Origin of the sequence: Clostridium tyrobutyricum DSM 2637 = ATCC 25755 = JCM 11008, from assembly GCF_000359585.1 — a bacterium.
GTDB lineage: Bacteria > Bacillota > Clostridia > Clostridiales > Clostridiaceae > Clostridium_B > Clostridium_B tyrobutyricum.
On record NZ_APMH01000040.1, the window covers coordinates 22,898 to 29,645 of the forward strand.

Sequence of the window (6,748 nt, forward strand, 5' to 3'; positions counted from 1 at the left end):
ATTTATTTTCTATTAAAATATTGATAGTAATAGCATTTCAATCTCCCATTATAAAGTTTTCTGTTCTTATTGGATCTTTTCCCAAAATATTTTTCAAACTTGTCATCAGCTGTTATTATAAAATAATTCCAATCTTTTAGTTTCGAAAACACTTTACCTATATCTTCATATAATTTTTCAGCTTCTTCCAACTCTCCAAGTCTTTCTCCATAGGGCGGATTGCTTATTATAAATCCTCCACATTTACTGGAGCTAAACTCCTGGACAGGTATTTTTTGAAATGCGATGCAATCCTCTACTCCTGCTTTTTCGGCATTATTCATAGCTGTTCTAACAACTCTTCCATCTATATCAGATGCCAATATTCTAAATTCTTTATTATTTATAGAGTTTAATGCATACTTTCTCAAATCTCTCCATAGATCTTGTGGAATTATACCCCACTGCTCAGAAACAAAATTTCTACTTAATCCAGGTGCTATGTTCTTTCCTATCAATGCAGCCTCTATGGCAATTGTTCCTGAACCACACATTGGATCTGCAAGAATTACAGAAGGGTCCCATTTACTTAACAATACTAACGCTGCAGCCAATGTCTCCTTTATAGGTGCTTTTCCTGAATTCTTCCTATATCCTCTTTTATGTAATCCCTCGCCGGAAGTATCAACCGTCAAAGTAACTATATCCTTTAAAATTCCAACTTCTATTTTATATTCTGCCCCTGTCTCCTCAAATTTCTCCACATGATATTTATTTTTCATGGATTCAACTACAGCTTTTTTAACTATAGATTGACAGTCCGGTACACTGTGAAGCTTTGACTTTACAGATTTACCTTCAACATGCATAAATGCATCTTCCGGCATGAGAAATCCCCAATCCACTTTAGTTGTGCCCTGAAAAAGTTCCTCAAAACTTTCTGCTTTAAACTCAGCCATTCTTATAAGAACTCTATCTGCAGTTCTAAGCCATAGATTACAGGTAACTATATCCATCTCGTCACCCTGAAAAATCACTCTTCCATTTTCTATATGTAAATCTTCATATCCAAGATCTCTAAGTTCCATTGCAACTACAGATTCCAATCCAAATGTTGCCGTAGCAATTAACGTATATTCCATATTTTCCTCCTAGTAATACTATTCAATCTAATAATTATAATATATAAATTAAAAATATGAAACAATATTAAATTAATGGACAGATAATATTATATTACCTGTCTATAATCACTTGTAATTATATTTCTATTAAACTATAGTTTCTAGTTCCAAGACCAATTTCCTCTCCATAGGATAATTGAATATAACCATAAGTATTGTCTCTTAGTCCTTTAAATTTATCATGACATTTCTCATGATCATGATTGTCACTTAACATGGTATGTTGTAAAGTTATTGCTTGATTTACCAAATCATAGCAGGCACAATCAAGTGCTACTGGATCAGTTGAAGCCAGAATTCCTATATCAGGTACTATAGGTGCATCACTCCAGGGAACACAATCACAGTCAGGAGTAACATTTATGACAAAATTAATATAACCTACCCTACCTGTCTTGCCTCTTAGTGCTCCATAAGCATACTCCGTAAGTTTCTCAGTAAATATTTTTGCCTCCATTTCCCCACCTGAATCAATGGCCTTCACCGGACAGACCGTCATACATTCTCCACAGCCTATACATTTCATTTTATCTATGGACGACTTTTTATTTTCAACAGTTATAGCCTGTTTAGGACAGACCTCACTGCATTTTCCACAACCTATGCACTTTTCTATATTTACACTTGGTCTTATAGAGTGCTGATCTCTTTTTCCTGCTGGATTAGCACATCCCATGGCAAGATTCTTGATTGCTCCACCAAAACCTGCAACTTCATGTCCTTTAAAATGTGACAGTACTATCATACTGTCCGCTTGAGCTATTGCCCCTGCTATTCTTGTTTCCTTGAAGTGTTTTTTATTTATTTTCACTTCTTTTACGTTTTCGCCTCTTAAACCATCTGCTATTATTACAGGAGCATTGACCACTGAATGACCAAATCCATGAAGAGATGCTGTATTTGCATGATCTACTGCATTAGACCTACTTCCAGAATATAATGTATTAGTATCCGTTAAAAATGGATTGGCCTGTGATTCCCTTATTTTATCAACTACCTGTCTTACAAAAACAGGATTAATGTATCCATCTCCTCCAAGCTCTCCAAAATGAATTTTAACTGCAGTTAAATCTCCTTTACTTAATACATTTTTAAATCCAGACTTATCAAATAATTTTCTTATTTTAGTTACTTTATTTTGATTTTCATTTCTTGCTCTCAAATTTGCAAAATAAACATTACTTTTCACAAAATTCCCTCCATATAATCATATTAATAGTTTAATATAAGAGGATGTTACAATCATTTGTTGTCTGTAACATCATCACTTATTTTTAAGTTTGATTATTAAAATTTTTCATAATGAACTCTTTTTTCATCGAACCTATCTACAAACTTATTTTCCTGTCCATCGGGATATCCTACTGCAATCAACGCAAAAGGTTCAATATTGCCGGGTAAATTAAATACCTTGCATACATAATCCATTCTTTCCTTAATGGAACCTACTCCAAGCCAGACAGCACCAAGTTCCAAGTTCACTGCCTCCAGCAGGAGGTTTTCTGCAGCTGCTCCCATATCCTGCGGTACACAACCTGGTACAGGTAAATTATCTTTCCTTGATAATAAGACAAAAGTAACACCTGAATCAGCCACCATTTTAGAATATGGACTAGTATTTGACAACTCTTTTAATTTTTCTTTATCCTGCACAACAATAAATTCCCATGGCTGCTGATTTGCTGCAGAGGGTGCCTGCATAGCAGCCTTTAAAAGTTTATCTATCTTTTCCTTCTCAACTGGTTTATCTTTGTATTTTCTTATACTTCTTCTATTAAAAATTATGTCCATTATATCCCCTCCTCAAAATAATTTGGATTTTACAACTTTTTACTATAATTCTACTATAAAACAATATGTTAAAACAAATAAAATCACCCTCCTATTTCATACATCATTTTTTCGCTCGAACTTATGCCAGCTTCTAAATGATGTTCCACAGGCTTACTAAGTATAATTTTTTTTAATAATAAAATGAGATTCTCCTCATTTTCTATATAAGGCTTTATATCATATTCCTGTTTTGAATGGAGACAGGGCTTTATAGTTCCAGTAGAAGTAAGTCTTATTCTATTACAGGAGCTGCAGAATTTACAACTTATAGGCCTTATAAAACCTACTAGTCCCTTTGCATCTGGTAATTTATACAACTCTGCAGTACTGCTTTTTTCATTTGTTATATGTTCAAGAACAGTAAAATTTTTAATAATTTCATCACATTTTATATTTTCATCTTTATAAAGATCAACTGCAGTACCCATGGGCATTAATTCAATGAACCTTACATGAATTGGCATATCTAGTGTCAAATTAATAAAATCTTGAATTTCATCATCATTTATTCCCTTTAAAAGCACCACATTTATTTTGACTGGTGAATATCCAAGACTTATGCATTTTTCAATAGCCTGTATAACTTTATTCAGATCTCCACCTCTTGTAATACTATTAAACTTTTTTTCATTTAAAGTGTCCAGACTTATATTTACTCTATTCAATCCGGCTTTTTTTAAATCTCCGGCTGCATCACAGAGCAGAATACCATTGGTAGTTATAGAAATATCCTCAATACCTTCAATAGATGAGGTCTCATATATAAGATTATCTATCCCATTCATTATAAGAGGTTCTCCACCAGTATACCTTATTTTATTTATACCTATTAAAGATGAAGCCTTTATTATCTTCAATATTTGTTCAAAACGAAGTATATCCTCATGATTGAGCTTAGGTACAACACCTTCTTCCGGCATACAGTATCTACATCTTAAATTACACCTATCTGTAAGAGATATGCGTAAATAATTTATATTTCTCTTATATTTATCTATCATATAAAATTCATCCTTTAATGACTATTATTTTAACTATATATTAAAGCAGATATACCTTCCAAATCCATAGTCTTTTCTTCTTTACTCTATAAAAGTTCAGTTTCCATAAAAGCAATTGAACAATCAAGAACTTCATCTTCCCATTCTTTGGAATTAAAAGTGTGGTCTGCTCCTTTAACAATATGAAGAACTGCATTGGTTCCATAAAGCTCCAAATATCTCTCTGATATGCAAAGTGGAACCGTTTCATCCTTGTCACCATGAATAATCAAAACATTTTTATCATATGAAGATGCTTTACGGAAAATATCAATATTTTCTATATCACCTAAGAATTCCGTACCAATCGACAATCCTTCAAAATCAAAAAAACCTTTCCTGCGAATTTGCCTAACATCATCTTTACTTTTTCCTTTTATTATAATATCTCTCATGTTTCCTGCTGGAGACCATAAACAAAGTGATTTTATAGTTTCCCTGCGATCCGCAGCAAGCATACTTGCAATAGCTCCGCCCAAACTAAGACCTATAACACCTATTTTGTTTATATCTACAAAATCCAAAGATCCAGCATAATCAAGTATTGCATTTGCATCCTCAAGCTCTTTTGAAACAGTCATGTCAATAAATTCGCCATCACTTTCTCCACTTCCCCTGAAATCAAAACGCACACTGGCAATTCCTCTATCAGCCAGCTTTCTTGATAACTTCACAAACATAAAATGAGCTTCAGTTTTATCACTGTAAAATCCATGAAAAATACAAACTATTGGAATCTTGCCATTAATACGTTCTGGAACATGAAGCATGCCCCTTAAAGTCAATTCCTTACTTTCAATTTCAACTGATTTCTGCATAAACAACACCTCCATGAATATATTATAATCCTTAATACCTGTTTAATGTATTATTTCATTATACCTAATAACATCTTTATATTTCAACAGCTCATATATAAATATAAAATAAAAAATACCAGACTTACTATTATGCAAGCCTGATATTTTTAAATATGTTTCCATTAAATTTATTCATATTTTAAGTCTTTCTACTATTTCTCCGCCCTCAATATGTTTGTCCATTATCTCCTCTACATCGTCTGGAGTAACTCCTCCATACCATACTCCTTCTGGATATACAACAACTATTGGTCCCTGGGCACACATACCAAAACATCCTGTATTGGTAACTTTAACTTCATCATTCAAATCCCTGTCTTCTATTTCTTCCATGAACCCACTGACTATATCAACAGATTTTTTAGAAAAACATACTCCCTGCTGCTTTCCATTGATTCTAGAGCTTGTACAGACAAAAATATGATGTTTTAGTTGATCCATAATAACATATCCTCCTATAACAATTTTAAATTTGATTACCAAATCAACATATCACAATTTATCATAAAACTCAATATTATTTTAATGAATCATTAAAATAATTGCATATAATTATCATAATATTAATTTTCCCTAATTATTTAACAAAATACATAACCAATGGTATCGTAGCAAGACTAAACAATGTTGTCATAAAAATTGATTGCGATGCTGTCTTTGTATCAGTATTGTACTGTTCTGAAATAATTGAAACTGATGATGGAGCCGGTAATGCGGAAATCAAAATCAATAACCCTGGTATTAAACTTGTCCTTCCAAATGGAAGCATTCTTACAACTACAATGGTAATAAACGGAATAATTAAAAGCCTCATAAAAGTAAGAATATAAATTTTTTTATTTTTAAATATTTCCTTAACATTTGACTTGGATATGGATAATCCTACAACAATCATGGAAAGTGGGGCAGTCAAATTCCCAAGATCTTTTAAAATTTTCATTACAACCTCTGGTATATGCCACTGTGTAAAATAAAATATCAAGCCAAGAACTACTGCAATATTTATATTATTGTAAAATAGCTGACGTCCACTTAGTTTTACTGTATTGTTTCCTCGTATAAGCAGTTTTACACCAACAGAGAAGATTAAAAAGTTAGATACTACATTCCCAATTGCCATTAAAAATAAACCACTGTTTCCATAAATGGACTGGGAAAGTGGAAATCCCATAAATCCATTGTTTGAAAACATACATATAAAAATCCAAACCCCTGCCTGAACAGTTTTTATATTGCATATCTTTACTACTGCAAGTCCTATAAATAGACATACAATATGGAAGATTATCATAATAACAAATATATGAATACTTTCAACTAAAAGGCTCTGCTCAAAGGGACGGATCATTGAACAAAATATGGTAATGGGCAATGCTACTTTTACTAAAAAATTCGACAAATCTGAAGTACAATAAGTATGTATAACCTCTTTTTTCCCCAAAAAGTATCCAAGAAAAATAAATACAAATAATATTACTACATTTTCAAGTACAAGATACATTTTAAAATCCCCACTTTTAAAGTTCTATAATATTAAACTTATTATATATCATTACTGAGAACACTCCAAATTTAATAATTATTGTGACAACAGACACATAAAAATTTAATATATCATGATATATTAAATTATAAATTACAAATTTAAAGGCAGGGTTCAAAATGTTAAAATTAATTTCTTACGTTATGGGTTTGATTCATTACCAACATAAGTTTATATTTCTAAATAAATTTAAGAAATCTCTATTAATTGGATTATGTGTTTTTGTATGCGTATTTACAATTAATAAACTTGGTTACCACTATAAAATAACACTTTTAATTCCTCCTTGTATAATGTGGTTATAACATT

7 protein-coding genes are annotated in these 6,748 nt (G+C 31.7%); all 7 read right to left on the reverse strand.

Annotated elements, in window-relative coordinates:
- Positions 1 to 2 precede the first annotated feature (2 nt).
- The 7 genes from J418_RS0114055 to J418_RS0114085 all read right to left on the reverse strand — a co-directional run bounded on the left by J418_RS0114055 (position 3) and on the right by J418_RS0114085 (position 6,397).
- Complete coding sequence (locus tag J418_RS0114055; RefSeq protein ID WP_017752329.1) at positions 3 to 1,121, reverse strand: THUMP domain-containing class I SAM-dependent RNA methyltransferase; 1,119 nt, start codon at positions 1,119 to 1,121, stop codon at positions 3 to 5.
- A gap of 118 nt (positions 1,122 to 1,239) precedes the next feature.
- Positions 1,240 to 2,352: a DUF362 domain-containing protein gene (locus J418_RS0114060; protein ID WP_017752328.1), complete on the reverse strand. Its 1,113-nt coding sequence runs from the start codon at positions 2,350 to 2,352 to the stop codon at positions 1,240 to 1,242.
- Between the two features lie 98 nt (positions 2,353 to 2,450).
- Positions 2,451 to 2,954: a nitroreductase family protein gene (locus J418_RS0114065; protein ID WP_017752327.1), complete on the reverse strand. Its 504-nt coding sequence runs from the start codon at positions 2,952 to 2,954 to the stop codon at positions 2,451 to 2,453.
- Between the two features lie 83 nt (positions 2,955 to 3,037).
- On the reverse strand, positions 3,038 to 3,997 hold the full coding sequence (gene moaA, locus J418_RS0114070) for a GTP 3',8-cyclase MoaA (RefSeq protein ID WP_017752326.1): 960 nt from the start codon (positions 3,995 to 3,997) through the stop codon (positions 3,038 to 3,040).
- Between the two features lie 86 nt (positions 3,998 to 4,083).
- The gene (locus J418_RS0114075) at positions 4,084 to 4,854 is read right to left on the reverse strand and encodes an alpha/beta hydrolase (protein ID WP_017752325.1); all 771 of its coding nucleotides are present in this window, start codon (positions 4,852 to 4,854) and stop codon (positions 4,084 to 4,086) included.
- 174 nt (positions 4,855 to 5,028) lie between these two features.
- Positions 5,029 to 5,337 (reverse strand): 2Fe-2S ferredoxin, encoded by a 309-nt coding sequence (locus tag J418_RS0114080; protein WP_017752324.1) that lies wholly within the window; start codon positions 5,335 to 5,337, stop codon positions 5,029 to 5,031.
- Positions 5,338 to 5,473: 136 nt separating this feature from the next.
- The gene (locus tag J418_RS0114085; protein WP_017895912.1) at positions 5,474 to 6,397 is read right to left on the reverse strand and encodes an AEC family transporter; all 924 of its coding nucleotides are present in this window, start codon (positions 6,395 to 6,397) and stop codon (positions 5,474 to 5,476) included.
- Positions 6,398 to 6,748 lie beyond the last annotated feature (351 nt).